This is a genomic window from Nakamurella deserti (assembly GCF_003260015.1).
Lineage (GTDB): Bacteria > Actinomycetota > Actinomycetes > Mycobacteriales > Nakamurellaceae > Nakamurella > Nakamurella deserti.
Genome location: NZ_QCXS01000002.1, coordinates 1,828,571 through 1,853,075 on the forward strand (window position 1 = coordinate 1,828,571; position 24,505 = coordinate 1,853,075).

The 24,505-nt window shown below is 73.7% G+C and carries 22 protein-coding genes; 4 read left to right on the forward strand and 18 right to left on the reverse strand.

Going from position 1 to position 24,505, the window contains the following annotated elements:
• Nucleotides 1–14: 14 nt before the first annotated feature.
• From proB to DB033_RS08360, 5 genes are all read right to left on the reverse strand, one after another.
• A complete protein-coding gene (gene proB / locus DB033_RS08340) occupies nucleotides 15–1,133 on the reverse strand; it encodes a glutamate 5-kinase (RefSeq protein ID WP_111767338.1) in 1,119 nt (372 codons plus the stop codon).
• Nucleotides 1,134–1,194: 61 nt separating this feature from the next.
• Entirely contained in the window at nucleotides 1,195–2,691 is a 1,497-nt protein-coding gene (gene obgE / locus DB033_RS08345) for a GTPase ObgE (protein WP_111766275.1), read from the reverse strand.
• Nucleotides 2,692–2,813: 122 nt separating this feature from the next.
• Nucleotides 2,814–3,104, reverse strand: coding sequence for a 50S ribosomal protein L27 (gene rpmA, locus DB033_RS08350; protein WP_111766276.1), 291 nt, complete (start codon nucleotides 3,102–3,104; stop codon nucleotides 2,814–2,816).
• 15 nt (nucleotides 3,105–3,119) lie between these two features.
• Entirely contained in the window at nucleotides 3,120–3,431 is a 312-nt protein-coding gene (gene rplU / locus DB033_RS08355; RefSeq protein WP_111766277.1) for a 50S ribosomal protein L21, read from the reverse strand.
• Between the two features lie 198 nt (nucleotides 3,432–3,629).
• A complete protein-coding gene (locus DB033_RS08360; RefSeq protein WP_240615796.1) occupies nucleotides 3,630–7,478 on the reverse strand; it encodes a translation initiation factor IF-2 N-terminal domain-containing protein in 3,849 nt (1,282 codons plus the stop codon).
• Nucleotides 7,479–7,911: 433 nt separating this feature from the next.
• Between DB033_RS08360 and DB033_RS08365 the strand changes: the two genes are divergently transcribed.
• The gene (locus DB033_RS08365; RefSeq protein WP_111766278.1) at nucleotides 7,912–8,427 is read left to right on the forward strand and encodes a hypothetical protein; all 516 of its coding nucleotides are present in this window, start codon (nucleotides 7,912–7,914) and stop codon (nucleotides 8,425–8,427) included.
• Here DB033_RS08365 and DB033_RS08370 read toward each other — a convergent pair.
• From DB033_RS08370 to DB033_RS08405, 8 genes are all read right to left on the reverse strand, one after another.
• Nucleotides 8,403–9,038, reverse strand: coding sequence for a GNAT family N-acetyltransferase (locus DB033_RS08370; protein WP_157970579.1), 636 nt, complete (start codon nucleotides 9,036–9,038; stop codon nucleotides 8,403–8,405). The genes DB033_RS08365 and DB033_RS08370 overlap by 25 nt on opposite strands.
• Nucleotides 9,035–9,442 carry a nucleoside-diphosphate kinase gene (ndk, locus tag DB033_RS08375; protein WP_111767340.1) on the reverse strand — a complete coding sequence of 136 codons (408 nt, stop codon included), beginning with the start codon at nucleotides 9,440–9,442 and terminating at the stop codon, nucleotides 9,035–9,037. The genes DB033_RS08370 and ndk overlap by 4 nt, the downstream gene beginning before the upstream one ends.
• Before the next feature lie 149 nt (nucleotides 9,443–9,591).
• Complete coding sequence (locus DB033_RS08380; RefSeq protein WP_111766280.1) at nucleotides 9,592–10,017, reverse strand: DUF4233 domain-containing protein; 426 nt, start codon at nucleotides 10,015–10,017, stop codon at nucleotides 9,592–9,594.
• Nucleotides 10,014–11,618: a bifunctional folylpolyglutamate synthase/dihydrofolate synthase gene (locus DB033_RS08385; RefSeq protein ID WP_276309199.1), complete on the reverse strand. Its 1,605-nt coding sequence runs from the start codon at nucleotides 11,616–11,618 to the stop codon at nucleotides 10,014–10,016. Before DB033_RS08385 ends, DB033_RS08380 begins: the two co-directional genes overlap by 4 nt.
• A complete protein-coding gene (locus DB033_RS08390; RefSeq protein WP_111766281.1) occupies nucleotides 11,615–14,281 on the reverse strand; it encodes a valine--tRNA ligase in 2,667 nt (888 codons plus the stop codon). Before DB033_RS08390 ends, DB033_RS08385 begins: the two co-directional genes overlap by 4 nt.
• Nucleotides 14,282–14,375: 94 nt before the next feature.
• Nucleotides 14,376–15,215, reverse strand: a complete 840-nt coding sequence (locus DB033_RS08395) for an LLM class flavin-dependent oxidoreductase (RefSeq protein WP_111766282.1) — start codon at nucleotides 15,213–15,215, stop codon at nucleotides 14,376–14,378.
• 117 nt (nucleotides 15,216–15,332) lie between these two features.
• A complete protein-coding gene (locus tag DB033_RS08400; RefSeq protein WP_111766283.1) occupies nucleotides 15,333–15,974 on the reverse strand; it encodes a maleylpyruvate isomerase N-terminal domain-containing protein in 642 nt (213 codons plus the stop codon).
• Between the two features lie 45 nt (nucleotides 15,975–16,019).
• Nucleotides 16,020–17,180 (reverse strand): acyl-CoA dehydrogenase family protein, encoded by a 1,161-nt coding sequence (locus DB033_RS08405; RefSeq protein ID WP_111767342.1) that lies wholly within the window; start codon nucleotides 17,178–17,180, stop codon nucleotides 16,020–16,022.
• A 207-nt stretch (nucleotides 17,181–17,387) separates the two neighbouring features.
• Here DB033_RS08405 and DB033_RS08410 point away from each other — a divergent pair, with 207 nt between their 5' ends.
• Nucleotides 17,388–18,434, forward strand: a complete 1,047-nt coding sequence (locus DB033_RS08410; RefSeq protein ID WP_111766284.1) for a nicotinate-nucleotide--dimethylbenzimidazole phosphoribosyltransferase — start codon at nucleotides 17,388–17,390, stop codon at nucleotides 18,432–18,434.
• A gap of 28 nt (nucleotides 18,435–18,462) precedes the next feature.
• Here the strand turns inward: DB033_RS08410 and DB033_RS08415 are convergent, their stop codons facing one another.
• Complete coding sequence (locus DB033_RS08415; RefSeq protein WP_205843724.1) at nucleotides 18,463–19,140, reverse strand: uracil-DNA glycosylase; 678 nt, start codon at nucleotides 19,138–19,140, stop codon at nucleotides 18,463–18,465.
• Nucleotides 19,137–20,276: a thiamine-phosphate kinase gene (locus DB033_RS21100; RefSeq protein WP_111766285.1), complete on the reverse strand. Its 1,140-nt coding sequence runs from the start codon at nucleotides 20,274–20,276 to the stop codon at nucleotides 19,137–19,139. The genes DB033_RS08415 and DB033_RS21100 overlap by 4 nt, the downstream gene beginning before the upstream one ends.
• A gap of 89 nt (nucleotides 20,277–20,365) precedes the next feature.
• Here DB033_RS21100 and DB033_RS08425 point away from each other — a divergent pair, with 89 nt between their 5' ends.
• Entirely contained in the window at nucleotides 20,366–20,599 is a 234-nt protein-coding gene (locus DB033_RS08425) for an Lrp/AsnC family transcriptional regulator (protein ID WP_111767344.1), read from the forward strand.
• A gap of 149 nt (nucleotides 20,600–20,748) precedes the next feature.
• On the forward strand, nucleotides 20,749–21,390 hold the full coding sequence (locus DB033_RS08430; protein ID WP_157970580.1) for a DUF3515 domain-containing protein: 642 nt from the start codon (nucleotides 20,749–20,751) through the stop codon (nucleotides 21,388–21,390).
• Nucleotides 21,391–21,402: 12 nt separating this feature from the next.
• On the opposite strand, the gene DB033_RS08435 is transcribed toward DB033_RS08430, so the two are convergent.
• From DB033_RS08435 to DB033_RS08445, 3 genes are read right to left on the reverse strand one after another with little or no spacing between them, the layout of a single operon-like run.
• Nucleotides 21,403–22,497, reverse strand: a complete 1,095-nt coding sequence (locus DB033_RS08435) for a D-alanine--D-alanine ligase family protein (protein ID WP_111766286.1) — start codon at nucleotides 22,495–22,497, stop codon at nucleotides 21,403–21,405.
• Between the two features lie 42 nt (nucleotides 22,498–22,539).
• A complete protein-coding gene (locus DB033_RS08440) occupies nucleotides 22,540–23,544 on the reverse strand; it encodes an NAD(P)H-dependent glycerol-3-phosphate dehydrogenase (RefSeq protein ID WP_111766287.1) in 1,005 nt (334 codons plus the stop codon).
• On the reverse strand, nucleotides 23,544–24,410 hold the full coding sequence (locus tag DB033_RS08445; protein WP_205843725.1) for a lysophospholipid acyltransferase family protein: 867 nt from the start codon (nucleotides 24,408–24,410) through the stop codon (nucleotides 23,544–23,546). Before DB033_RS08445 ends, DB033_RS08440 begins: the two co-directional genes overlap by 1 nt.
• Between the last annotated feature and the right edge of the window lie 95 nt (nucleotides 24,411–24,505).

Sequence of the window (24,505 nt, forward strand, 5' to 3'; positions counted from 1 at the left end):
TGCGGTGGGGCGGCTCATGTGGCGACCAGATCGTCGGCGTGCACGACCTCGCGGCGGTGTTCGGGCGGGAGGTCGCCCAGCGACCGGCCGATGATGCCCGGGAGTTCGGCGGCGTCGTGACCGACGAAACCCCGGGCGACGATCCGGTCGTCCGGACCCAGCAGGTCCACGACGTCACCGGACTCGAAATCGCCGCTGTAGCCGGTGATGCCGGCGGGCAGCAGCGACTTGCGGCGCTGGGTGACCGCGGCGACGGCACCCGCGTCGAGTGAGATGGAGCCGGCCGAGGTGGCGGCGTGGCGCAGCCAGAACAGCCGGGAGGTGGTGCGGCGCGGCGACGCGGCGAACGCGGTGCCGACGACCGGGCCGGTCACCGCCAGGGCGGCGGCCGCGTCGACCGCGGACGCGAGCAGCACCGGGATCCCGGCGCCCGTCGCGGTCAGCGCGGCCGTCAGCTTCGACGCCATCCCGCCGGTACCCACATCGCTGGAAGAATCGGCGATGCGGACGCCGGTCAGGGTCGTGAGGTCGTCGACCTCGGTGATCCGCTCCGACTCCGGGAGCCGCGGATCGCCGGTGTAGAGGGCGTCGACGTCGGACAGCAGCACCAGCGCGTCGGCCCCGACGAGATGGGCGACCAGCGCGGCCAGCCGGTCGTTGTCACCGAAGCGGATCTCGTGGGTCGCGACGGTGTCGTTCTCGTTGACGACGGGCACGACACCGAAGTGCAGCAGCTTGGCCAGGGTGCGCTGGGCGTTGCGGTAGTGCGCGCGGCGGACCACGTCGTCGGAGGTGAGCAGGACCTGTCCGACGGTCGATCCGTACCGGGCGAACGAACCGGCGTACTGCTCGGCGAGCAACTGCTGGCCGACGGCGGCCGCGGCCTGCTGGGTGGCGAGGTCGCGGGGCCGGCGGGAGAGCCCCAGGGGCGCGAGGCCGGCGGCGATGGCACCCGAGGACACCAGGACGACGTGCGACCCGGTCAGCCGACGGGCGGCCAGGGCGTCCACGAGGTGGTCGAGGCGGTCGCGGTCGAGGCCGCCGGCCGAGGTGGTGATGGACGACGAGCCGACCTTGACCACGATGGTCCGGGCGGCGGCGATCGCCGTGCGGGCGGCCGGAACCGGCGCCACCCGCGATGCCGAGGCACCGTCCGTGGCCACCGTCAGATCAGCCGTGCCGCCCACCGTCGACTCACTCCCCCAGCTCTGCCGCGAGCTGCGCGCGCAGGCGGTCGATGTCGGCGTCGTCCAGATCGTCGTCCGCGACCTCCAGGCCGCGGCGCAGCCGGTGCATGGCCTTGCGCTCGGCGGCGCCGACGCGTTCGTTGGTCTCCAGCCGCAGATCGGTGCCGCGCCCGGTGCGGGTCAGCTCCACACCCGCGAGGGTCGTCGGCTCCCAGTCGAAGGTGACCGCACCGATGGTGACCGGCGCGCCGGGCTGCGCACCGAGCTTGGCGAGCTTCTCCTCCACGCCGAGCCGGGCGAGCCGGTCGGCCAGATACCCCACCGCCTCGTCGTTGCTGAAGTCGGTCTGCCGGATCCAGCGCTCGGGGCGGGTGCCGCGGATGATGTAGCCGCCCACCTCCTCGGGGTCGGGCTCGACGCTGAAATGCGTCTCGTCCACGGCCTTGGGCCGCAGCACGATCCGTTCACCTACCTGGGTGGGCCGGTCGGCGCGGTCGGCCTGCACGACCTCGGCCAGGGCGTAGGTCAGCTCGCGGAGCCCCTCGTGGGTGGCCGTGGAGACCTCGTAGACCCGGTAGCCGGCCGCCCGCAGGTCGGGAGCGACCAGCTCGGCGAGCTCGCGGGCCTGGGGGACGTCCATCTTGTTCAGCACGACCAGCCGCGGCTTGGCCTCGAAGTCGGTGGCCAGCGACGGGATGTACTCGGCCAGCTCCTTCTCCAGCGCGGCGATGTCGGACTCCGGATCGCGGCCCGATTCGAACGTCGCGCAGTCCACCACGTGCACCAGCACGGCGCAGCGTTCGATGTGGCGCAGGAACTCCAGGCCGAGACCGCGGCCCTGACTGGCCCCCGGGATCAGGCCCGGGACGTCGGCGATGGTGAAGACCTCGGCACCGGCGGTCACGACACCCAGGTTCGGCTGCAGGGTGGTGAACGGGTAGTCGGCGATCTTGGGCTTCGCCGCGGACAGCACTGAGACCAGCGACGACTTACCGGCCGACGGGAACCCGAGCAGACCCACGTCGGCGACGGACTTCAACTCCAGGACGACGTCGGCGCTTTCACCGGGCTCGCCGAGTAGGGCGAACCCGGGGGCCTTGCGGCTGCGCGACGCCAGCGCGGCGTTGCCGAGCCCACCCCGGCCGCCGTGGGCGGCGACGAACTGCGCCCCGGCACCGACCAGGTCGGCCAGGATCTCGCCGTCCTCGCTGAGCACCACCGTGCCGTCGGGGACCCGCAGCACCAGCGACTCGCCCTGGGCGCCGTTGCGCAGATCGCCCGCGCCGGGCTTGCCACTGCCGGCCTTGGCATGGGGGTGGAAGTGGAAGTCGAGCAGGGTGTGCACGCTCGGGTCGACGACGAGGGTCACGTCACCGCCGTTGCCGCCGTTGCCGCCGTCGGGTCCACCGAGGGGCTTGAACTTCTCGCGGTGCACGGACGCACAACCGTTACCGCCGTCACCGGCCTGCAGGTGCAGAACGGTCCGGTCGACGAATCTGGCCACAGCTGTACTCCTTCACCACGCCCGGCACATCCGGGCGGTACGACCGCACAAACCGAACGAGGGGCGGGATCCGGAGATTCCCGGACCCGCCCCTCGCTAGGGAGTGTGCACGTGGCGGCTGGTCAGGCCTGCGCCGCCACCGGCTCGACGACGTCCGCCGCAGCCGGAATCACGATGTTGACGGTCTTGCGACCGCGCTTGATGCCGAACTCGACCGCGCCCGCGCTGAGCGCGAACAGGGTGTCGTCCTTGCCGATGCCGACACCGACGCCGGGGTGGAACTTGGTGCCGCGCTGACGGACGAGGATCTCGCCCGCGCTCACGACCTGGCCGCCGAAGCGCTTGACGCCCAGCCGCTGAGCATTGGAATCGCGCCCGTTCTTGGAACTGGACGCACCCTTCTTGTGTGCCATGTTTCTCGCCTACCCTCAGCCGACGGTGATGCTGGTAACCCGGACCTTCACCAGCGGCTGGCGGTGGCCCTGCCGCTTGTGGTACCCGGTCTTGTTCTTGAACTTGTGGATGATGATCTTCGGGCCCTTGGTGGCGGCGACGATCTCGCCGGCGACGGAGACCTTGCCGAGCGCGGCGACATCCGCCGTCACGTCGGCGCCGTCCACCACGAGCAGCGCGGGGAGGTCCACCGCGGTGCCGGGCCTGCCGTCGAGCTTCTCGACCTCGATGACATCACCTTCGGCAACCTTGTACTGCTTGCCGCCGGTCTTAACGATCGCGTACATCGCGGCCGCGCCTTCCTAGGAGTCTTACCTTCAGTGCTGAGCGCCGTGGGCGATCAGCTTGATCACGTGTGCTGCCGACCGGTCCGGCCCCGACGACCGCCGAGGGCAACTGGTCACAGTAAAGGCCGCCGAAGTTCCGACGGCCGACAATTCAGAGTACTCGGCCGGACCGGGTCGGAGCAAACCAGCTCGCCCGCATCACACCGCGGGCGGGCCGGCCGGACGGCTGGCCGCCCGCCGACGTCGCGGACGCGCCGCCGGCGCGGGCGCCGGTTCCGGCTGGACCGCAGCGGGCGCCGGAGTCGGGTCGACCGCCGGGTCGGCGTCGGCGGTACCGGCGACGGTGGCCCCGCCCTCACCCGTCGCGGCGGCGGCACCGGTGTCGGCCTCGACGACGGACACAGCGTCGAGGTCGACGTCGGCGTCCGCGTCCGCGTCCGCGTCGACGTCAGGGTCGGCACCGTCGGTCTCGATCCCGTCGGGAACCGGAACCTCCGACATCGCGTCCGCCGGGTCCAGTACCTCGTCGGCGGCGTCCGTCGCCGGGGCGATGTCCAGGGCGGGCAACAGGTCGAGCTGGTCCGCCTCCACCTCGTCGGCACCGGCGTCGACGGTGCTCGGCTCGTCGAGGTCGGTGACGACGGCGTCGTCCGGGCTCACACCCTCGTCGTCGGCGTCGTCCGAGCCGTCGGCGTCGCGCGTCCCGTCGGCACCGCCGGCGTCCTGCTCGGCGCGCTCGCGACGACTCCGTCCGCGGCCGCCGCGGCGGCGGCGGCGCGGAGCGCCACCCTCACGGGTGTCGTCGCCGGCGTCGGCCTGACCGTCCCCGGCGTCGGCCCCTCCGTCGGCGTCCACGGCCGGCAGGAGGGCGGTCAACAGGTCGGGGTCGACCGGGGTCGCGTCGTGTTCGGGAGCGAAGTCGGCCGCCCCCTCCGCCGGCTCGCCGGCGCGACCGTTGAGCTCGGCCAGCAGCGACGACGACAGCTCGTTGACGGGGTCCTCGGCGGTGCGCGCGACGGCGGCGCCGAGCTCCGGCGGCTTCGGGCCGCGGGGATCGCGGCGCGGGGTGGCGACCACCGGCGTGACCGGCTCGACCTCGGCGACGACCTCACGGGCCGGCCGGGCGTTGCCACGGTTGCGGCGACCCGACGAGCGGTCGGCGGGCGCTTCGACGACCTCGGCGGCCGTGGGATCGACCGGCACGTCACGCAGCACGATGCCGCGTCCGTGGCAGTGTGCGCACGGCTCCGAGAAGGCCTCGACCAGACCGGTGCCCATCTTCTTGCGGGTCATCTGGACCAGGCCCAGCGACGTCACCTCGGCGACCTGGTGGCGCGTGCGATCGCGCCCCAGGCACTCGGTGAGCCGACGCAGCACCAGCTCGCGGTTGGACTCCAGGACCATGTCGATGAAGTCCACGACGATGATGCCGCCGATGTCGCGCAGCCGCAGCTGCCGCACGACCTCCTCGGCCGCCTCGAGGTTGTTCTTCGTGACGGTCTCCTCGAGGTTGCCCCCGGACCCGGTGTACTTGCCGGTGTTGACGTCGACGACGGTCATCGCCTCGGTGCGGTCGATGACCAGCGACCCGCCGGACGGCAGGAACACCTTGCGCTCCAGCGCCTTGGCGATCTGCTCGTCGATGCGGTGCGCGGCGAAGACGTCGGTGGCGCCGTCGTAGCGGTGCAACCGCGGCGCGAGTTCCGGGGCGACCGCGTTGACGTAGGACGACAGCGAGTCCCAGATGCCGTGGTCGCTGTCGTCGCCGTCGATGATCAGCTCGCTGATGTCGGAGTTGAACAGGTCACGGATGACCTTGATCAGGGTGTCCGGCTCGCTGTAGAGCTGCTTGGCCTGGGCGCCCTGCGTCTGCTGCGACGCCGCGGCCTGGATCTGCTCCCACTGCGCCTTCAACCGCTCGACGTCGCGGGCCAGCTCCTCCTCGGAGACGCCCTCGGCGGCGGTGCGGATGATGACGCCCGCGTCGTCGGGGACGATGCGGTCGAGGATGCCCTTGAGTCGCTTGCGCTCGGTGTCGGGCAGCTTGCGCGAGATGCCGGTCGCCCCGCCCGCCGGCACGTAGACCAGGAAGCGGCCCGGCAGCGAGATCTGGGTGGTCAGCCGGGCACCCTTGTGTCCGACCGGGTCCTTGGAGACCTGCACCAGCACGGTGTCGCCGCTGCTCAGCGCGGACTCGATGCGGCGGGACTTGCCGGCCAGGCCGGCGGCCTCCCAGTTCACCTCACCGGCGTACAGCACGGCGTTGCGGCCCTTGCCGATGTCGACGAAGGCGGCCTCCATCGACGGCAGCACGTTCTGCACGCGGCCCAGGTAGACGTTGCCGATCATCGACGCCGACCCGGCGCGGGAGACGAAGTGCTCGACGAGCACGTTGTCCTCCAGCACCGCGACCTGGGTGAGGTCGTTGCGCTGCCGGACGGCCATCACCCGGTGCACGGACTCACGGCGCGCCAGGAACTCGGCCTCGGTGAGGATCTGCGGCCGGCGGCGCGTCTGCAGGGAGTCCCGGCGGCGCTGCCGCTTGGCCTCGAGACGGGTCGAGCCGCGGACGCCCTGCACCTCGGACTCGGCGCTGCGGGCCTCCCGCGTGTCGCGGACGTGGACCACGGTGTCGGCGGGGTCGTCGGGCCGGCCGGCGTCGTCGGAGCCGCCGCGACGGCGACGCCGGCGGCGGCGCGAGGAACCGGAACCGGCGGTGTCGCCGTCCTGGTCGCCCTCGCTGTCGTCCTCGTTCTCCTCGTCGTCGGTGCGGGCACCGTCGGCCCCGTCGGTCCCACGGGCACCGTCGGCGTCGTCGACGCCCTCGCCACCGTCGGACGCGGCACGGTCCCCACCGCGACCGCCACGACGACGACGGCGACGGCCACTCCGCGTACCGCCGGCGTCGCCGCCGTCGGCGTCGCCGGTCTCGCTCTGGTCGGCGTCGTCCTCGTCCTCGTCGGTGTCCGCACCGTCGGAATCGGCACTGTCGGAGTCGGTGGTGGAGTCACCGGCCGGCACGACGTCGGCAGGGGTCACAGCACCGTCGAGATCGGACTCGGCGGTGTCGTCGGCGTCATCGGTCTCGGCGGTGTCCTGGGCGCGGTCGCCGGTGCGGCTGCGACCACGGCGACCGCGACGGCGGCGGCCCCGGCCACCTTCCTCGCGCGCGTCGTCGTCGGCGGGCTCACCGGCGTCGGAGGCATCCGCTGTCTCCGACACCGTCACCGGAGCCGGCTCGGTGGTGTCGTCGGCCGGAGCGGACATCGCGCGCAGAGCCTGGACGGCGACGTCGCGGGCGAGCACGGAATTCGGGGACTTGGCCACCACCCCCTGCTCGGTGAGCAGCGCGATCAGCGTCTTGGCGCTGACGCCGGCCCGCTTGGCCAGCTCGTGGACGCGCATCCGGGTGGGCAGGTCGGCGTACAGGGCGTCATCGGACGCGGCGGTCTCGGCGTCGGGAGCCGCGGGTGTCGCGGGGACGGTCGCGGCGGCCCGCGGAGCCTCGGCAACCGGAGCGGCCTCGGCCACCGGAGCGGGGTCGACCGCAGCGGGCGCGGCGACCGACGGGGGCGCCGCAGGCCGGGAAGCCCGACGCCGCGCGGGACGGGCGGGTGCGGCGGCCACGTCCGGCTCGGCGAACAGCGGCGCCCAGGGGGCGGGTTCCACGGCCACAGGTGCGGCCACGGCCTCGGCGGCGGGCGGAGCCTCGGCGTCGGCGACCGCGATCGCGTCGGCGACGACGGCTTCCACCGCGTCGACGCTGTCGACGGGTCCGGCGGCGGGGGTCGCCGGGGCGGGGTCGATCGTGACGACCAGCCGGCCGCTGGCGTGCAGCGCGGTCAACGCCGCCCGGGCGGCTGCCGCGTCGACCGACGCGGACGACGAGGTGAGGGTGGCGCCGTTCTCGGTGAGCGCCTGGAGCAGCAGCCGGGAGGCGACACCGAAGCGCTTGGCGACCTCGTGCACCCGCGACCTCGCGGGAAGCGCGTCGAGTTGAGCGGCCAGCGCGGCGTCGGCACTACCGGTGGCGGAAAAATCGGTCATTGAAGTTGTCCCTCCCGGGTCACCGGGCGCGATCCCCGCAGGGTGCGCCGCTCGGTGACCTCGGATCAGCTATGTCCGCAGTGCACGCACTGCGGGAAGTCTCGTGGTGTGGGTGCGGCCGATCAGCTCCAGGCACCGAGCACCCGAGGAGTCTCACTCGCCTCGTGCATCGTCGTGCCTCGCACCGACCTGGCCTGGCGGCCGTCCGGAGATCCGGGATCAGCTGCCGAGGCCAGTATCCCACAGACCGGCGTCGGCCCCGGCCGGGACACGGCTGCGGGCGTCCGTCACCGGCACCGGCGTCGTCGCGGACCTCAGGTCCGCCGCCGGTGGTGACGCGTCAGGTCGACAGGCCCGCGGCTCGGTCAGACCCCGCGGCACCCTGCGGACCCTCGGCATCAGGCGGACCCGCGACATCCCGGAGACCGGCGGCATGAGGCCGACCCGCGGCAGCAGGCAGACCCGCGGCACCCCGGAGACCGGCGGCACCCTGCGGACCCGCGGCATCAGGCACGCCCGCGGCACCCCGAAGACCGGCGGCACCATGCGGACCCGCGGCATCAGGCAGAGCCACGGCACCCCGAAGACCGGCGGCACCCTGCCAACCCGCGGCATCAAGCACGCCCGCGGCACCCCGAAGACCGGCGGCACCCTGCCGACCCGCGGCATCAAGCACGCCCGCGGCACCCCGAAGACCGGCGGCACCATGCCGACCCGAGCCGTCAGGCAGACCCGCGGCACCCTGCGGACCCGCGGCACCCTTGAGAGGCGCGGCACGATGCGGTTCGGGGCGCCGCGCAGACACGCGAGCCGGGTTGCGGATCCGGCGCGCCCCTCCCGCGACGCACGACCGGCCCGCCGTCCGGCGCCGCGTGCGCCACCCCGGCACCGGAGGCCCGACGACCGCCGGGACGGCACACCGACTCAGCCGGCCAGCACCCGCCGGTAGCGGACCTCGTCGAAGGAGCTGCCGTCGGCCAACCGCACCGCGTCGGGCAACCGGCCGTACTCCACGAACCCGGTCGCCCGGTAGAAGGCGTGCAGCTCCTCGCGGTCGCGCGCCCCCAGCAGCAGCGTGTCGACCCCGATCTCGGAGGCCAACCGGGCGATCTCCAACACCAACCGGCGCCCGAGACCGGAGCCCTGCCGGTCCGGGTCCACCATCAACGAGACGACCTCGCCGAGATGCCGCTGGATCTTCGACGGCCGGCGCACCAGGAAGGCGACGCCGACCAGGTCGTTGCCCGCGGTGAGCACGACCGCGTGCCGGGTACCGGCCCGCAGTCCGTTGATCGCCTCGGTCACCGCGGGGGCGATCTCACTCCGCGGCGTCCCGGGTTCGAACCCGACGGCGCCGTCGGCGTCGGACACCCGCTGCCAGAGCGTGAGCAGGGCGGCCGCGAGGTGGTTGTCGGCGGCGAGTGTGGTGGTGCGCTCCCCGACCGGGGCCGGGCGCGCGCCCGGCCCCACCCGGCGGGCGACGATCTCGCCGTCCGGGCGGGGCGCGGTGTCGGCGTCGACGACGGCGCCGTTGACGAAGGAGTCGTCGGGGGCGCTCACAGGTTCGGGAACCAGAGGCCGATCTCGCGCGCTGCGGACTCGGGCGAGTCGGAGCCGTGCACGATGTTGAACTGGACCTCCAGCGCGAAGTCACCGCGGATGGTCCCCGGGGTGGCCTTCTCGACGGGGTCGGTGCCGCCGGCGAGCTGGCGGAAGGCGCTGATGGCGCGCGGCCCCTCGACGACGGCGGCGACCAGCGGGCCGCCGGTGATGAAGTCGACCAGCCCGGCGTAGAAGGGCTTGCCCTCGTGCTCGGCGTAGTGCGCCTGGGCGACCTCGGCGGGAGCGACGCGGTACTCCAGGGCGGCCAGTGACAGGCCCTTGCGCTCGATGCGGCCGAGGACCTCGCCGACCAGGCCGCGGGCGACGCCGTCGGGCTTCACCAGGACGAGCGTGCGCTCGATGTCAGGCACGGTGGACTTCCCCTCTGTCGTGACCGCGCCGGTGCAGCGCTGACGCGGTCGGTGGCGGTGCGGTGGTGGTGCCGGGACCCGGCCGTGCGGCGGGGCTCCGGCGAGTGAACATACCAACCGGGCCGGAAGGGGCCCTCCCGTCAGACGGCGGCGGGCCCCGGAGGCGGCGGCTGCTGCTGCTGGCTGGGGAGCACCCCGGCCGCGGCGCGCCGCCGGTATTCGTTGCGGAAGTGCAGCAGCGTCCACCACGCGATCGCGAAGATGACGCCCATGATGCCGAGGGCACCGGTGATGAACCAGCACAGCACGGCGACGACCTGCAGCCCGATGATCACCGGGACGATCCACGGCTTCGTGACGAACGCGCACGACGCGATCAGCGCGAACGCCAGACCGAGGATGACGATGAGTTCCCAGGGTGCGAGGTCACGGCCGCTGGAGGCGACCGGCAGCCCCAGCAGCACGGTGATGCTCTGCAGCAGCAGCGCCCCCGACATCACCCCGCGGAAGCCGCGCTCGGGGTCGGCGCGGCGCGGCGGCTTGTCGGCGGCGTCCGGATCGATCACTGCGGCACCCGCCCGACGAGTTCACGGACATCGCCGGCGGTCACCACCGAGCCGGTGACGAGCACCCCGGCTCCCGGCCCGACCTGGTCGTCGTCGGATCCCGAGCGGGCCGCGGCGAGTTCCCGGGCCAGGTTCAGTGCCGCCGGCAGCGTCGCCGCGACGTGCACCTTCTCCTCGCCGAAGACGCCGGTGGCGAGCTCGGTGAGGTCGGCGACGGGCATCGTCCGGGGCGAGGAGTTCTCGGTCACGACGACCTCGTCGAAGGTGTCGGCCAGGGCGGTGAGGATGCCGGCGGCGTCCTTGTCGGCCATCACGGCGACCACGCCGACGAGGTGCGAGAACGCGAACTCGTCGGCCAGCGCGGTGGCCAGCGCCGTGGCACCGTGCGGGTTGTGCGCGGCGTCGACCAGGATCGTCGGCGTGGTGCCGATCCGCTCCAACCGGCCCGGGGAGGCGACGGCGGCGAAGGCGTCCTGTACGGCGGTGACGTCGAGCTGCTTGTCCCGGCCGGCGCCGAAGAACGCCTCGACGGCGGCGAGCGCGAGCGCGGCGTTCTCGGCCTGGTGCGGGCCGTGCAGCGGCAGGAAGATGTCGTCGTACACCCCGCCCAGACCCTGCAGCGACAGCCGCTGCCCGCCGACGGCGACGCGGCGGCCGAGCACCGCGAACTCGCTGCCGTAGCGGGCGATGGTGGCGTCGACCTCCAGCGCGCGGGCCAGGATCACCTTCATCGCCTCGGGCGGCTGGGCACCGATGACGACGGTCGCCCCGTCCTTGATGATGCCGGCCTTCTCGGCGGCGATCGCGGCGATGGTGTCGCCGAGGTACTCGGTGTGGTCCAGCCCGATCGGGGTGATGGCGGCAACCTGGGCGGTGGCGACGTTGGTGGAGTCCCACCGGCCACCCAGGCCGACCTCGATGACCCCGACGTCGACCGGGGCGTCGGCGAAGGCCGCGTAGGCCATCGCGGTCAGCACCTCGAACTTGCTCAGCGCGACGCCGCCCGCCGCCTGCTGCGCGGCGTCCACCAGGTCGACGAACGGCGCCACGTCGCCGTACGCCCGGACGTAGGCGTCCGGGCTCACCGGGGCGCCGTCGATGCTGATGCGTTCGGTGACCGACTGCAGGTGCGGCGAGGTGAACCGGCCGGTGCGCATCCCGATGCGGGTGAGCAGGGCGTCGATCATCCGGGCGGTCGAGGTCTTGCCGTTGGTGCCGGCGACCTGGATCACCGGGTACGCCGCCTCGGGGTGGCCGAGGGCGTCGACGAGGGCCGCGATGCGGTCCAGCGTCGGGTCGATCGTCTTCTCCGGCCAGCGCCGGTTCAGCAGGTCCTCGACCCCGTCCAGGGTCAGGCCGCCGTCGGCGTCGGTCAGTTGATCGGTCTGATCGTCGAGATCGGCGGTGGCACCGGCGATCTCACCGGTGGGGTCGGGTTCGGTGATGGCCTCGCGGGCGGCCGCGGCCAGCTCGGACCGGCTGGGTCCGGTCGCGTCGAAGTCCTCCCACATGGCGTCGTCGGCGGCGGCCGGCTCCTGGCCGTCGTCGCCCTCGCGCCAGGCGTCGTCCCGGTCGTCGTCGTGCGGCCCGCGGTCGCTCATCGGGCACCGTCCAGCGTCTGCAGCCGGGCGGTGATGCGTTCGATGTCGGCCTCGGCGCGGGCCAGCCGGTCGCGGATCTTGTCCACCACCGCCACCGGCGCCTTGCCGACGAACGCCTCGTTGCCGAGCTTCGTCGACGCCTCACCTACCTCCTTCTCGGCGGCGGCGAGGTCCTTGGCGAGCCGGGCCTTCTCGGCGGCCACGTCGACCGTCCCCGAGGTGTCCAGTTCCACACCCGCCGAGCGGATCCCCAGACCCACCTGCACGCTCACCGAGGCGGTGAAGTCGTCGCCGGGGGCGGCGAGCCGCGCCACCGACCGGATGACCTGCTCCAGCGGGGCGAGATCGGCGGCCTCCAGTCCGGTGATGACCGCGGGGACCTTGGCGGACGGCTTCAGCCCCTGGTCGGCCCGGAAGCGGCGGACCTCGGTGACGAACTGCTGGGCGTCGGCGACGCGGCGGGCCGTGCGCGCGACCGTCTCCGGGTCGGCGACCGGGGCCACGGTCGGCCAGTCGGCGATGACCAGCGACTCACCTCCGGTCAGCGAGGTCCAGAGCGTCTCGGTGACGAACGGGACGAACGGGTGCAGCAACCGCAGCACCGTGTCCAGCGCGTGGCCCAGCACCTCGCGGGTCTTCTCCGCCCGCTCCGGGGCGCCGTAGATGGCGTCCTTGGCGAACTCCAGGTACCAGTCACAGAGCTCGTCCCACACGAAGTGGTAGAGGCCCTCGGCAGCCTTGGCGATCTGGAAGTCGGCGAGCAGGTCGGTGGTGGCGGACACCGTCTCGCCGAGCCGGTCCAGGATCCACGCGTCGACGTCCTCGAGGGACTCCCGGTCGATCGGGGCGGTCGGCACGCGGGCGCCGGTCATCAGCGCGAACCGGGTCGCGTTGAACAGCTTGGAGCAGAAGTTCCGCGATCCGGCGACCCAGTCCGCCGAAGTGGCCAGGTCCGCGCCCGGGTTGGCGCCGCGGGCCAGCGTCAGCCGCACCGCGTCGGCGCCGTACTCCTCGATCCAGGCCATCGGGTCGATGACGTTGCCGCGTGACTTGCTCATCTTGCGACCGCGCTCGTCACGGACCATGCCGTGCAGCGCCACGACGTCGAAGGGAGCCGCGGGATTGCCCTCGGCGTCCTTCATCGCGTAGAGGCCCAGCATCATCATCCGGGCGACCCAGAAGAACAGGATGTCGTAACCGGTGACCAGCACCGACGTCGGGTAGAACGCCTTGAGGGTCTCCGTCTCGTCCGGCCAGCCCATGGTGGAGAACGGCCACAGACCCGAGGAGAACCAGGTGTCCAGCACGTCCGGGTCCTGGGTCCAGCCCGCGCCCGGCGGCGTCTCGTCCGGCCCGACGCAACGGACCTCACCGTCGGGGCCGTACCAGACCGGGATGCGGTGACCCCACCAGAGCTGGCGCGAGATCGTCCAGTCGTGCATGTTGTCGACCCACTCGAAGTACCGGGCGGCGAGCTCCGGCGGGTGGATCCTCGTGCGGCCGTCCCGGACGGCGTCGCCGGCGGCGGTCGCGAGCGGGCCGACCTTGACGAACCACTGCACCGACAGCCGCGGCTCGACGACGTCGTCGGAGCGGGAGCAGTGCCCGACCGCGTGCAGGTACGGGATCTTCTCGGCCACCACCCGGCCTTGACGGCGCAGCTCCTCCTTCACCGCGGCGCGGGCCTCGAAGCGGTCCATGCCGTCGAAGGCGGTACCGGTGCCGGTGATGTGCGCGGTCAGGTCCAGGATCGTGACGGCCGGCAGATCGTGGCGGCGGCCGATCTCGAAGTCGTTGGGATCGTGCGCCGGGGTGACCTTGACGGCGCCGGTGCCGAACGACGGGTCGACGTGGTCGTCGGCGACGACGGGGATCTCCCGGCCGACGATGGGCAGGGTGACGGTGGTGCCGACGAGGTGGCGGTAGCGCTCGTCGTCCGGGTGCACGGCGATGGCCGTGTCGCCGAGCATGGTCTCGACGCGGGTGGTCGCGACGACGACACTGCGGTCGCCGTCCCCGTACCGCAGCGACACCAGTTCGCCGGCGTCCTCGGAGTGCTCCACCTCGATGTCGCTCAGTGCGGTCTGACAGCCGGGGCACCAGTGGGTGATGCGGTTGGCCCGGTAGATCAGGCCGTCGTCGTAGAGCCGCTTGAAGATGGTGGTGACGGCCCGTGACAGCCCGTCGTCCAGGGTGAACCGCTCGCGGGACCAGTCGACGGAGTCACCCAGCCGCCGCATCTGGCCCAGGATCATCCCGCCGGACTCGGCCTTCCAGTCCCACACCTTCTGCACGAACTGCTCGCGCCCGATGTCGTGCCGGGTCTTGCCGTCGACGGCCAGCTTCTTCTCGACGACGTTCTGGGTGGCGATGCCGGCGTGGTCCATGCCGGGCAGCCACAGCGTCTCGTCGCCGCTCATCCGGTGCCATCGGCTGAGGATGTCCATGATGGTGTGGTCGAGGGCGTGGCCGATGTGCAGGCTGCCGGTGACGTTCGGCGGCGGCAGCACGATCGAGAACGGCTTCTTCTCCCCCGACAGCACCCGCGCGGGGTCGGCGGTGAAGTAGCCGGCCGCCTCCCAACGCTGGTAGGTGGCCACCTCGACGGCCGCCGGGTCGTACTGGCTGGGCAGATCAGGGGTTGCAGCGGCGGAGGCAGTCACCCGGCCAGTTTAGGTGGCCGCCGCGCGCCCCCCGCCCGGCGGCGGCTCCGCGCGCTGCGCCGAGAGCGGACGGACCCGGCGCGACGCGGACCCCTCACCGGGGCGGGCCGGCCAGCACCCGCTCCCGCAGTGCGGCGACCGGGTCGTCGGTGGGAGCGGCCGCCCAGTCGGCGTCGAGCCACCACGTCGCCCCCACCTCGGCGTACCGGGCCGCCTCCTCGACGGTCCGGTCGCGGTCGCGGAGGTCGGCGGTGCCTTCGGCCACGATGTCGTAGGGGCCGGTCAGCCCCAGCTCCGCGCGGAGCGACAGCACCTCGTCGGTCACCGCCGCCCACCGGGCGTAGTCCTGCCGGGCCTCGCCCGGACCGCCGTCGCCCGGGAAGTTCGGCAGCAGCCCGTCGCACCGGGCGGCGCGCCGCATCGACTTGCGGGCGCCGGCCAGACCCACGCACCAGGTGGGGATGCGCGGTCGGGAGACGATCGGAGGCGGCACCATCGCCTCCGGCGGGCGGACGGTGTAGTGCTTCCCCTCGTAGCTGAACGGCTGACCGCCCCACAGGCCGAACAGCACGTCGAGGCCCTCGTCCATCAGCTCGGCCCGCACGGCCCGTCCCTGGTCGGGTTCGAAGGCAGTCCAGTGCTGCATCACCGCCCCGAGCCCGACGCCCAGGATGACCCGGCCGCCGGACAGCCGGTCGAGGGTGCCGGTGACCGATGCCAGGTCCCACGGTTTCCAGCGGGGCAACGGCGTGAGCATGGTGCCGAGCCGGAGGGTGGACGTCCGCATGGCGGCGGCGGTCAGCGCGATCCAGGCGTGGACGCCGAACACCGGCTCCCAGCCGAACACCGCGTCCCAGCCGGCGTCCTCGGCGGCCTCGGCGAGTTCGGCCACGTCGGCGGCGTCGCCGCAGGTCAGGATGATGCCGTAGTGCACGGGACCTCCCAGGGGCGGTCCGGTGGTCCGTTCCACCGGTGTCGCGACGAACCTACGACGGCCCACCGACAGTGACGTCGGGACGGATCCGACGGCGGGGACCGGCCCGGACCGCGGTCAGAACGCGGCGACGGTGTCCGGTGCCCGCTCGGCCCGGCTGAGCGCCCGGACCAGCGGCAGCGCCCCGTGCCGGCGGACGGCCAGCCGGGTCAGCAGCCCGATCACCGGCTCGGTGACCTCGGCCGGCGACGCCGGGGTCGGCACCCCGACGCTGACCGCGAGGTCGTCGACGTGGACGACGATCTCCATCATCCGGGTCAGCAGGAAGTCGTCCAGCGTGAGCACCCGGTCCGCCCAGGGCAGCCGCACCGTCCGGTCGGCGGGCGCCGCGGCGAACGCCGCTCCGAGGCCACCGGCCAGGGCCGCCACGTCGGCCGCCAGCGTGGCCGGCCCCTGCTGGGCGTGGCGCTCACCGCTCTCGCGGGCGAACACGTTCGGCTCGTCGTCGACGGCGGCACCGATCCAGGCCGCGGCGGCGTAGTGGTCGTCCAGCGTCTCGACCGGACCCGCCGGTGCCGGCGCCTCCAGCAACTGCGACACGTAGCGCACCTGCAGCCCCAGGTGCCCGGCCAGCCCGGAGACCCGGTAGGCGGGCAGCGCACTGGGCTCGGCCCAGTGCCGGGCGACCGCGGGTTCGGCGAGCAATCGCGCGGCCGTGCCGGCGGCGAGGAGGAACGCGTCACGGAGGGTGTCGGGCACGGGAGGGCTCCTGTCGGGTCCGGCGCGCCCGTCACGGAGTCCTGCTCAGTAGGAGCGCGGCAACTTCAGGCTGTGCTGGGCCACGTAGTTGAGCAGCATCTCCGCGTTGACCGGGGCGATCCGCAGCAACCGGGCCATACCGTACAGCGGCATCAGGCCGTACTCGACGGTGAGGCCGTTGCCGCCGTGGGTCTGGATCGCGGCGTCGACAGCGGCCGCGGCGGCCTCGGCGGCGGCGTACTTGGCCTCGTTGGACTCGATCGCGGCGGGCCGCCCGTCGTCGTGCAACCAGGCGGCCTTGGTCATCATCAGCTGGGCGAGGTCCAGACCGATGCGGGCGCGGGCCAGCGGGTGCGACACCCCCTGGTGGGCGCCGATCGGCGCGCCGTCCCACACCGTGCGGGTCCGGGCGTAGTCGGCGGCCCGCTCGAGGGCGTACCGTCCGAGCCCCACGCACAGCGCCGCCGCGGCGATCCGCTCGGGGTTGAGGCCGTCGAACAGCGGCCGGGTCCCCGACTCCGGGGTGCCGATCATCGCGGTCGCCGGAACCCGTACGTCGTCGTAGAACACGGTGAACTGCCGGTCCGGGATCTGGGCGGCCATGTCGATGCGCTGCCAGCTCAACCCGGCCGCGTCGGTGGGTACCAGGAACATCGCCAGCCGCGCCTTGCCGGTCTGCTCGTCGACCCCGGTGCGGGCCACCGTGATCACCGCAGCCGCGCCGTCGATGCCGGAGATGTAGTACTTCGAGCCATTGATCACCCAGTCGTCACCGTCCCGGCGCGCGACCGTGGCGACCCGGTGGGAGTTGGAGCCGGCGTCCGGTTCGGTGATGGCGAAGGCGACCACCGTGTGCCCGTCGGCGAGCCGGGTCAGCCAGGTCCGGCGCTGCTCGGCGGATCCGTGCCGCTTCAGCACCTCGACGGCGATCGCGCCGGAGACCAGCAACAGCAGCAACGGCGACCCGGCGGCCGCGGCCTCCTCTGCCACGATGGCCAGTTCGGTCATCCCCGCCCCGCCACCGCCGTACTCGGTCGGCACGTTGATGCCGATGAAGCCGTTGTCGGCCAGCTCCTTCCACAGCGCCTCCTGCGGATCACCGCGGCGGCCGTGGTCGGCGTAGTCCGCTCCGCCGTAACGGGCGGCGATCTGGTGCACGACCGCCCTCAGCTCGGCGTGCTCGGCGGTCTCGGTGAAGTCGGTCATCGGCACCCCTGCCTCGTCGGTGCCCGGGGATCGCCCGGACCCTGCGGATCGGAACGGGCGGTGCGCCGACGCCGGTTGAGCGGGCCGCGCCGCCCACCGTCCAGCATGCCCCCGTTCCGGGCCGCACGGCAGGGCGATCGCCGGAACGCCTCCAGGACCAGGGCGCCACCACCGTCCCGGTAGCGTGGCCGCGGAAGAGGAGGCCGAGTGAGCACCGAACTGACGCCGTTCGCCGAGATCGACGCGCCCCGGGTCGGTCCCGACGCGGCGACGCCGCTGGCGGATCCCGCGCTGGGCCGACTGGTGATGGTGGCCGCGTGGTGCGGCGCGCGCCAGGACGCCACCGGACCCTTCCGCCGCCCCCGGGTGGTGCTGGTCGGCCCGGAGGACACCACGACGGCCGACGTCCTGGCGACGACGTCCCTCGCCGCGCTGTACGGGATCGGGGTGACCCGGCTGGACCCGCACCGCACCGCCGACGTCGACCCCTCCGACGCCGGCGACGACGAGCCGGCCGCGAACGGCAGGGCCGGCGGGGCCGGCGCCGCGGCCGATCCCCGGGACGCGCTGCCGCCGGCCGCCGCCGTCGCCGCGGTGGACCGCGGTCGCCGCCTCGCCGACGCCGAGATCGACGCCGGTGCCGATCTCGTCGTACCCGGTCTGGCCGGCGGCGACCACGGGACCGCCCTCGGCGTGCTCACCGCGGTGCTGACCGGGCTGGAGCCCGTGGCCGCGGTGACGGTGCCGGACACCGATCCGGTGACCTGGGGGGCGGCGGTCACGGACCTCCGGGACACCCTGTTCCGGCTACGGGACCGCGACCGCGACGTGGTGTCGCTGATCGCCGCGGTCGGCGGGGCCGAGCTCGGTGCGTTGGCCGGACTCGTCGCCCAGGCCGCGGTCCGCCGGACCCCGGTCCTGCTGGACGGGCTGCCGGCGACGATCGCCGCGGTGCTCGCGCACCGGCTCGCGCCCGGCGCCGACGCCTGGCTCATCGCCGCGGGTCAGGCCCCCGACCGTCCCGGCCGGCGTCTGCAGGACATGCTCGGGCTGCCGGTCGTCGCGGCTCTGGAGACCTCTTCGGCGGCCGCCGCCGGCGCGGTCCTGGTGCTCCCGCTGATCCAGGCGGCCCTCACGGTCGGGGAGGACCGCGCCGCCGCCGTCGAGGACGACGTCGTCGCCGCAGCGGACCTCGGCGACGCGGCGTCCGACGCCGGCTCCCCCGCCGCGCCGGACGTCGTCGCCGTCGACTGACGCCTCGGTGCACGACCGGGCCACGGTGTCAGTGCAGGCGCCAGTCCACCGGGTCGGCGCCCATCCCGACGAGCAGCTCGTTGGCCCGCGAGAACGGCCGGGAGCCGAAGAAGCCGCGCGCGGCGGACAACGGCGACGGATGCACGCTCTTCAGGTGCGGCACCGACCGGAGCATCGGGATCAGGCTCTGGGCGTCCTTGCCCCAGAGGATCGCCACCAGTGGGCCGCCGCGGTCGACCAGCGCCCGGATCGCCGCCTCGGTGAACGCCTCCCACCCCTTGCCGCGGTGCGACGCCGGTTCGCCGGGTCGCACGGTCAGCACCCGGTTCAGCAGCAGCACCCCCTGGTCCGACCACGCACCGAGGTCGCCGTGCGGCGCCGGCGGGATGTCCAGGTCGGACGCCAGCTCGGTGTAGATGTTGGCCAGCGACCGCGGAACAGGCCGGACGGAGCGCTCGACGGAGAACGACAGTCCGACCGGATGACCGGGTGTCGGGTACGGGTCCTGTCCGACGACGAGCACACGGACCCCGGCCAGCGGGCGCTCGAACGCCCGCAGGATCTGCGGCGCCGCGGGCAGGTAGGTGCGTCCCGCCGCCACCTCGGCGCGGAGGAACTCGCCCATCCCGTGCAGCCGGTCGGCCACCGGGGCGAGTGCGGCGGCCCAGCCGGCGTCCATGGTGTCGGGCAGCGCGGCCGCGGTCACCGGAAGTGGTCCCAGCCGCCGGCACCCTCGTAGGCCGAGCCGTCCACGGTGACCCCGGAGCCCTCCCCGACACGGCCGATGGGCTCCCAGGGGGCGGGCAGCGCGGTGTCCGCCGGGAAGGTCGCCACCAGCGCGTGATCGTCCCCGCCGGTGAGCACCCAGGTCAGCGGGTCCTTGCCCAACGCGGCCGCGACCTCGACCAACCGGGGGTTGAGATCCAGCGCGGTGGAACGGATGTCGATGGCCACCCCGGAGGCTTCGGCGATGTGACCGACGTCGGCGACGAGCCCGTCGGAGACGTCGATCATCGCGGTGGCGCCGAGGGCCGCCGCGACCGGACCGGCGGCCAGCGGCGGCTGCGGCTCGCGGTAGGCGTTGACCATCGACGCCGGCGACCGGAAGCCCCGGGACAGCACCGCCAGGCCCGCCGCCGCCCAGCCCACGCGGCCGGCCAGCGCGAGCAGGTCACCCGGACGGGCCCCGGACCGCACCACCGGACGGGCTCCGCGGAGGTCACCGAGCACGGTGACGGAGACGGTCAGCACCTCCGATCGGGTCAGGTCTCCCCCGACGACCCCGGCGCCGATCTCGGCGGCGACGGCGTGCAGCCCCCGCCCGATGCCGAGGACGACGTCCCCGGAGGTGTCGGCGGGGACGCACAGCCCGACCACGAACGCCGTCGGGACCGCGCCCATCGCGGCGATGTCGGCCACCGAGGCCAGCGCCGCCCGCCGGCCGATCTGTTCCGGGGTGGCCCAGTCGCTGCGGAAGTGCACCCCGTCGACCAGCACGTCGGTGCTCACGACCACCCGGCCGTCGGGTGCGGCGACCAGGGCGGCGTCGTCGCCGGGGCCGAGCAGGGTGCCGGGGGGCTGCTGCTGACCCGCGGTGATCGCCGCGATGAGACCGAATTCGCCGGCTCCGGGCGTGCCGGCGCCGGCAGCCGGGGTGGCGGGACGACTGGTCGGGGTGGTGATGGCGGCCTCCGGGGCACAGGGGGAACGGCCCGGTGGTGCACTCCCGGGCCGCCGCGAGCAGGCTCCATGGTGCCCGACGCCAACCCGATAAGGTGTGTGCCGGGTGCTGACGGTGCCGCGAGTCGTCGCTTCCACGACCCTCGCCGGCACCGCCGTCATCCGTGGATCCGACGACCATCCCGATGACGCCGCTCGGCGTCCACACAGGCAGGGCCGCACCGCGGGTGCGGCGGAAACAGGGGCTCACCGTGGTGCAGGCATTCATCCTGATCCAGACCGAGGTCGGGCAGGCCGCCTCGGTCGCTCAGGCCATCGCCGAACTCCCCGGGGTGACCAGCGCCGAGGACGTCACCGGCCCCTACGACGTCATCGTCCGCGCCGAGTCCGAGACCGTCGACGACCTGGGCAAGCTGGTCGTCGCGCGGGTGCAGGGCGTGCCCGGGATCACCCGCACGCTGACCTGCCCGGTGGTCCACCTCTGAGCACCGGCGCCCCCGGGCCCGCCGACCGCACCGCAGGCACCGACGCCGTGCCGGACGCGCCCACGCCCCGCACGACGGACGCGTCCACGCCCGACGCCGTGTCGGACGCGTCCACGCCCCACGCGACGGATACCGGCACGCCGGACCCCGTGCCGGACGCGTCCACGCCCCGCACGACGGACGCGTCCACGCCCGACGCCGTGCCGGACGCGTCCACGCCCCACGCGACGGATACCGGCACGCCCGACCCCGCAGCGCGGTTCCGACCGTCCGGCTGGCGACTGGTCCTGGCCATCGCACTGCCCATCGTGGCCGTCGCGGTGATCGTGGTGCTCGCCGACCGGGTGCGCGCCGCGTCCGCCCCGGACCCGGACGCCGCCCTCGCCGTGCCCGTGGTCCTGCAGACCGGGTCGACCTCGGCCGGGTGCAGCGCCCTGGACGCCCGCCTGCCCGACAGCCTGGACGACCGCGCGCGACGCACCCTGGTGGTGTCCGAGCCCGGCGTCGCCGCCTGGGGCAGCCCGCCCGCGGTGTTGCGCTGCGGGATCACCGACCCGGCCGAACTGACCTGCTCGGCGCAGCTGACGGTTCTCAACGGGGTGGCCTGGCTGCCGCTGACCGGGGACGACGCGACCACCTACGTGGCCGTCGACCGTGCCCAGCGGATCGCGCTCACCGTGCCCGACGACGTGGGAATCGGTGTGGTGCAGGCGTTGTCGAACGTCGTCCGGGAGGCGATGCCGGAGCGGCCGGTGTGCGTCGACGGCGTCGTCAACCCGACCGCGGCCTGAGCGGTACCGGACTCAGCGCAGGCCGGTACCGCGCGCCACGGCGGTGTGCACGAGCACGCTGAGCAGCTCGGGGTAGCTGACACCGTCGGCGGCGAACATCCGGGGGTACATCGAGATGGGCGTGAACCCCGGCATCGTGTTCACCTCGTTGATCGACACCTCGCCCTCGGCGGTGACGAAGAAGTCGACGCGGGCCAGTCCCTGCGCGTCCAGCGCGGTGAACGCCCGGATCGCGTAGTCCCGGATGGTCGCGGTGACCTCGTCGGACAGCACGGCGGGGATGTCGAAGGTGGCCGCGTCGTCGAGGTACTTGGCGGTGAAGTCGTAGAAGGAGAAGTCCGCGCCGAGGTGGATCTCGGCGGTGGCCGACGCCTGCAGACGGCCGTCGGGGTGCTCGAGCACACCGCACTCGATCTCCCGGCCGATGACCGCCGACTCGACGAGCACCTTGGGGTCGGCCAACCGGGCCGCCGCGATCGCCTCGTCCAGGTCGGCCCAGTCGTCGACCCGGCTGACCCCCAGGCTCGAGCCGGCGCGGGCGGGCTTGACGAAGACGGGCAGCCCCAGCCGCTCCTTCTCCTCGACGGTCAGCGTCGAGCGGCCACTGCGCAGCACCACCCAGGTCCCGACCGGCAGACCCTCGGCGGCGAGCAGCTTCTTGGTGAACTCCTTGTCCATCCCGGCCGCACTGGCCAGCACACCCGCTCCGACGTAGGGCACCGCGGCCAGTTCCAGCAGACCCTGGATGGTGCCGTCCTCACCGTAGGGGCCGTGCAGGACCGGGAACACGACGTCGACGTCCAGGGCCGCCGTCCCGTCGTCGGCGCCCCGGTCACGCACCGGCAGCAGCGCGTGCCGCGCCGGATCGACCGACAGCACCAGGTGCGCACCGTCGGGCACCGCGGGCAGCGCGCTGTCGGTGATGGCCAGCGGCGTCCCCGCGGGCACCTGCACCCAGCTGCCGGCCGGGGTGATGCCGATCGGGACGGCCTCGAACCGCTCCGGATCCAGGTGCGCCAGCACGCTTCCCGCGCTCACGCAGGAGATGGCGTGTTCGCCGCTGCGACCTCCGAAGACGACGGCCACCCGGATGCGGTCTGCAGACATGCGGGCAACCTTACGGGCCGACCGGCACCCCGTCGGGGACGGTCATTCCGGCGTGTAATCGGGCCGCATCAGCGTGCTGACGAGCTCCGCCGGTGGCAGCGCGTGGTAGCAGACCTCGAAGACGGCCTGGGTGATCGGCAGCGACACCCCGTGCCGGAGCGCGAGATTGCGCAACGACCGGCAGCTGATCACGCCCTCGGCCACCTGTCCGCTGCCGGCGGCCTGGGCCTGCTCGACGGTCATCCCCTGCGCGAGCCGGAGGCCGAAGCTGCGGTTGCGTGACAGCGGCGACGAGCAGGTGGCGATCAGGTCGCCGAGGCCGGCGAGGCCGGCGAAGGTCGCCGCGCGCCCGCCGAGAGCCTCGCCGAGGCGGCTGATCTCGTGCAGCCCGCGGGTCATCAGCGAGGCCTGGGTGTTACGGGCCAGACCCAGCCCCTCCGCCATCCCGCAGGCCAGGGCGATGACGTTCTTCCCGGTACCGGCGATCTCGGCGCCGATGACGTCGGTGATGGTGAACGGGCGGAAGTAGGAGTTGGCGCTGGCCAACTGCACCGCGACCGCGGCGTCGTGGTCGGTGCAGGCCATCACGGTGGCCGTCGCCTGGCCCTGGGCGATCTCCAGCGCGAGGTTGGGCCCGCTGAGGACGACCACGCGCCGTGGGTCGAGATGCCCCACCGAGGCGATGACCTCGCTCATCCGCAGGCCGGTGCCGATCTCGACGCCCTTGGCCAGCGACACGACGGGCACGTCCGGCGGCAGGTACTCCCGCCAGACCGCCATGTTCTCCCGCAGCGTCTGGCTGGGGACGGCGCACACCACGGCGTCGACGCCCGCCAGCGCGATCTCGACGTCGCTGGTGGCCGAGAGCCCGTCCGGCAGCCTGATACCCGGGAGGTAGTCGAGGTTCTCGCGGCCCTCGTTGATCTGGCGGGCGAGGCCGGCGCGCCGGGTCCACAGCCGCACCGAGCGGCCCGCGTCGGTCAGCACCTTGGCGAACGTGGTCCCCCAGGAGCCCGCGCCGAGCACGGCCACCCTGTCGATGGGCATCACGCGCCGGTGCCGGTCCCCTCGTCCGGGGCCTCGCCCGCGACGGGGCCACCGATCGGATCGGCGGTGGGGTCGTCCGACGGCCGCCCGGGCTTCGGTTCCCGGGGCGGTACGAAGAACCGTTGCGGCGCCGGCTCCTGACGCACCTCGGCCAGCAGGTCGCGCACCGCGCCCATGATGTGCAGCGAGACGTCACGGACGAGCCGCGCGTCGACCTCGCGGCCGCGGAAGGCGGACAGGTCGATCGGCGGGCCGGCGGCGACGACGACGTCCTTGCGGGGCCATGGCCGGAAGCGGCCCTTCTTCACGTACGGCACGAAGACGTGCTGGGTGCCCCAGTTGACGACCGGGATCACCGGGAAGTCGCCGGCCAGGGCCAGCACGGCGACGCCCGCCTTGGGCCGCATCGGCCAGGTGTCGGGATCGCGGGTGATGGTGCCGTCGGGGTAGATGACGACGATGCGGCCCGCGTTCAGGGCGACGATCGCCGGTTGCAGGCTCTGCTGGCCGGCGCCACCGGAGCGTTCCACGGGGATCTGCCGGGCTCCGCGCATCAGGGTGCCGACGCCGGGGACCTTCCAGATCGACGCCTTGGCCATGAAGTGCGGCCAGCGGCCGGCCTTGCGGACGTAGACCGCGTCGTAGACGGGATCGAGGTGGGACACGTGGTTGGCGACCAGCAGGGCGCCCGCCGGTACCTGCAGGTGCTCCATGCCGCGGAAGCGGCGGCGACCCAGCAGGGCGGTCAGGGGGTAGAACACGATGCGGCACACCACGATCCAGCCGTTGTCCCGCTCCAGGTTCCGGGACCGCCGCGTCCGCGTCGCCGGCGCGTCGTCCGGTGCCCCGTCTGTGCTGTGCGCCACGCTGCCGGCCACCCGCTTCCCTGTCGTCCGCCGTCCGTGTGCCCCCGCGGGCGGGTCGTGGATCGAGCTTAGAGGGCCGCGCCCGGCCGTGGGCG

Bases quoted from the DNA above. Each gene is read 5' to 3' on its own strand.
- rpmA (WP_111766276.1), bottom strand. From the start codon at position 3,104: ATGGCACACAAGAAGGGTGCGTCCAGTTCCAAGAACGGGCGCGATTCC.
- rplU (WP_111766277.1), bottom strand. From the start codon at position 3,431: ATGTACGCGATCGTTAAGACCGGCGGCAAGCAGTACAAGGTTGCCGAA.
- DB033_RS08360 (WP_240615796.1), bottom strand. From the start codon at position 7,478: ATGACCGATTTTTCCGCCACCGGTAGTGCCGACGCCGCGCTGGCCGCT.
- DB033_RS08365 (WP_111766278.1), top strand. From the start codon at position 7,912: ATGAGGCCGACCCGCGGCAGCAGGCAGACCCGCGGCACCCCGGAGACC.
- DB033_RS08385 (WP_276309199.1), bottom strand. From the start codon at position 11,618: ATGAGCGACCGCGGGCCGCACGACGACGACCGGGACGACGCCTGGCGC.
- DB033_RS08405 (WP_111767342.1), bottom strand. From the start codon at position 17,180: ATGACCGACTTCACCGAGACCGCCGAGCACGCCGAGCTGAGGGCGGTC.
- DB033_RS21100 (WP_111766285.1), bottom strand. From the start codon at position 20,276: ATGACGGCGGTGCCGGCGAGGGTCGTGGAAGCGACGACTCGCGGCACC.
- DB033_RS08435 (WP_111766286.1), bottom strand. From the start codon at position 22,497: ATGTCTGCAGACCGCATCCGGGTGGCCGTCGTCTTCGGAGGTCGCAGC.
- DB033_RS08440 (WP_111766287.1), bottom strand. From the start codon at position 23,544: ATGCCCATCGACAGGGTGGCCGTGCTCGGCGCGGGCTCCTGGGGGACC.